Origin of the sequence: Flagellimonas oceanensis, from assembly GCF_003992595.1 — a bacterium.
Taxonomy (GTDB): domain Bacteria; phylum Bacteroidota; class Bacteroidia; order Flavobacteriales; family Flavobacteriaceae; genus Flagellimonas; species Flagellimonas oceanensis.
Window position 1 is genome coordinate 1 of record NZ_RZNA01000018.1, and the last position, 2,500, is coordinate 2,500.

Annotated in this window: 2 tRNA genes and 2 rRNA genes (1 of these 4 cut by a window edge); all 4 read left to right on the forward strand. The window is 52.6% G+C overall.

The features are described from left to right. Window positions 1-105 precede the first annotated feature (105 nt). A 16S ribosomal RNA gene (locus tag EO132_RS05295) occupies window positions 106-1,631 on the forward strand. A 110-nt stretch (window positions 1,632-1,741) separates the two neighbouring features. Continuing rightward, window positions 1,742-1,815 (forward strand) — tRNA-Ile (locus EO132_RS05300). Window positions 1,816-1,958: 143 nt separating this feature from the next. Then, window positions 1,959-2,035: transfer RNA gene (locus EO132_RS05305), tRNA-Ala, on the forward strand. Window positions 2,036-2,213: 178 nt separating this feature from the next. Continuing rightward, window positions 2,214-2,500 (forward strand): 23S ribosomal RNA (locus EO132_RS05310); it runs 2,532 nt beyond the window's last position. Together the 16S and 23S rRNA genes with 2 tRNA genes alongside form the textbook arrangement of a ribosomal RNA operon.

Genomic DNA, 2,500 nt, shown 5'->3' on the forward strand with positions numbered 1-2,500 from the left:
AAGAAGTTCATATACATATTGTAACGACAGCGTAGAATTAAGAACAAACCATTTTGATGCAGGGACTCAGGGATTTCCGGGTGTCGGACAGACATTCAAGGAAATACAATGAAGAGTTTGATCCTGGCTCAGGATGAACGCTAGCGGCAGGCCTAACACATGCAAGTCGAGGGGTAACATGGAAAAGCTTGCTTTTCTGATGACGACCGGCGCACGGGTGCGGAACGCGTATGGAACCTGCCCCTGTCAGGGGAATAGCCCAGGGAAACTTGGATTAATGCCCCATGGTATCACGGGATCGCATGATTTTGTGATTAAAGATTTATCGGACAGGGATGGCCATGCGTACCATTAGTTAGTTGGTGAGGTAACGGCTTACCAAGGCAGCGATGGTTAGGGGCCCTGAGAGGGGGATCCCCCACACTGGTACTGAGACACGGACCAGACTCCTACGGGAGGCAGCAGTGAGGAATATTGGACAATGGGCGGGAGCCTGATCCAGCCATGCCGCGTGCAGGATGACGGCCCTATGGGTTGTAAACTGCTTTTATACGGGAAGAAACGCGCCCACGTGTGGGCGTCTGACGGTACCGTAAGAATAAGGACCGGCTAACTCCGTGCCAGCAGCCGCGGTAATACGGAGGGTCCGAGCGTTATCCGGAATCATTGGGTTTAAAGGGTCCGTAGGCGGGCCTGTAAGTCAGGGGTGAAAGTTTGTGGCTCAACCATAAAATTGCCTTTGATACTGCAGGTCTTGAGTCATGGTGGGGTCGCCGGAACATGTGGTGTAGCGGTGAAATGCATAGATATCACATAGAACACCGATCGCGAAGGCAGGTGGCCAACCATGTACTGACGCTGATGGACGAAAGCGTGGGTAGCGAACGGGATTAGATACCCCGGTAGTCCACGCCGTAAACGATGGATACTAGCTGTGGGGACTTCGGTCTCCGTGGCCAAGCGAAAGTGATAAGTATCCCACCTGGGGAGTACGTTCGCAAGAATGAAACTCAAAGGAATTGACGGGGGCCCGCACAAGCGGTGGAGCATGTGGTTTAATTCGATGATACGCGAGGAACCTTACCAGGGCTTAAATGCAGGCTGCATAAGCTAGAGATAGCTTTTTCTTCGGACTGCCTGCAAGGTGCTGCATGGTTGTCGTCAGCTCGTGCCGTGAGGTGTCAGGTTAAGTCCTATAACGAGCGCAACCCCTACCGTTAGTTGCCAGCATGTCAAGATGGGGACTCTAACGGGACTGCCGGTGCAAACCGTGAGGAAGGTGGGGACGACGTCAAATCATCACGGCCCTTACGTCCTGGGCTACACACGTGCTACAATGGCCGGTACAGAGGGAAGCCACCCCGCGAGGGGGCGCGGATCTACAAAACCGGTCACAGTTCGGATCGGGGTCTGCAACTCGACCCCGTGAAGCTGGAATCGCTAGTAATCGGATATCAGCCATGATCCGGTGAATACGTTCCCGGGCCTTGTACACACCGCCCGTCAAGCCATGGAAGCCGGGAGTGCCTGAAGTCCGTCACCGCAAGGAGCGGCCTAGGGCAAAATCGGTAACTAGGGCTAAGTCGTAACAAGGTAGCCGTACCGGAAGGTGCGGCTGGAACACCTCCTTTCTAGAGAAAGAGATGCCCGGAATCCCGGGTCCCGCACGAGGTGGTTGTTACGTTTTGCGCTGTCGTTTATGATATGTTTTTTTGGTATACAGGCAAATTTAGGCCAAGACAGTCTCATAGCTCAGCTGGTTAGAGCGCTACACTGATAATGTAGAGGTCGGCAGTTCGAGTCTGCCTGAGACTACGAAAGGTACGAAGTATGTAAATACGGAGTGCGAAGTTCATTGAGGAATACTGAAGGAAATTTTAGAAGTTGAGTGATTATCACGTAATGGTGGGCACGTTATCAAAACTGTTAACCGTTAACTGGTAACTGCTGACTGAAACGGGGGATTAGCTCAGCTGGCTAGAGCGCCTGCCTTGCACGCAGGAGGTCATCGGTTCGACTCCGATATTCTCCACCACGGCAATTGTCGTCGACGGTGATTTTCATTGCCGGTGGCGATTCGCCAGAAAGTTCATTGACATATTGGGACGGAGCAGTAACGACATAGGTCGTTATGTGCGAAGTCAAAGAAGAAACACGAAGTAGAATAGAATATATAAAGGATTACGAGAGGGCATCTGTACTTAGGTACAGGTGCGACAAGCAAAAGAAGGGCGTATGGGGGATGCCTAGGCTCTCAGAGGCGATGAAGGACGTGATAAGCTGCGAAAATCCACGGGGAGCTGCACATGAGCATTGATCCGTGGGTGTCCGAATGGGGCAACCCGGCTGGTTGAAGGCCAGTCACACCGTAAGGTGGGCGAACCCGCTGAACTGAAACATCTAAGTAGGCGGAGGAAGAGAAAACAAGAGTGATTCCGAGAGTAGCGGCGAGCGAAATCGGATCGGCCCAAACCGTCGTTGTTCCGGCAATGACGGGGTT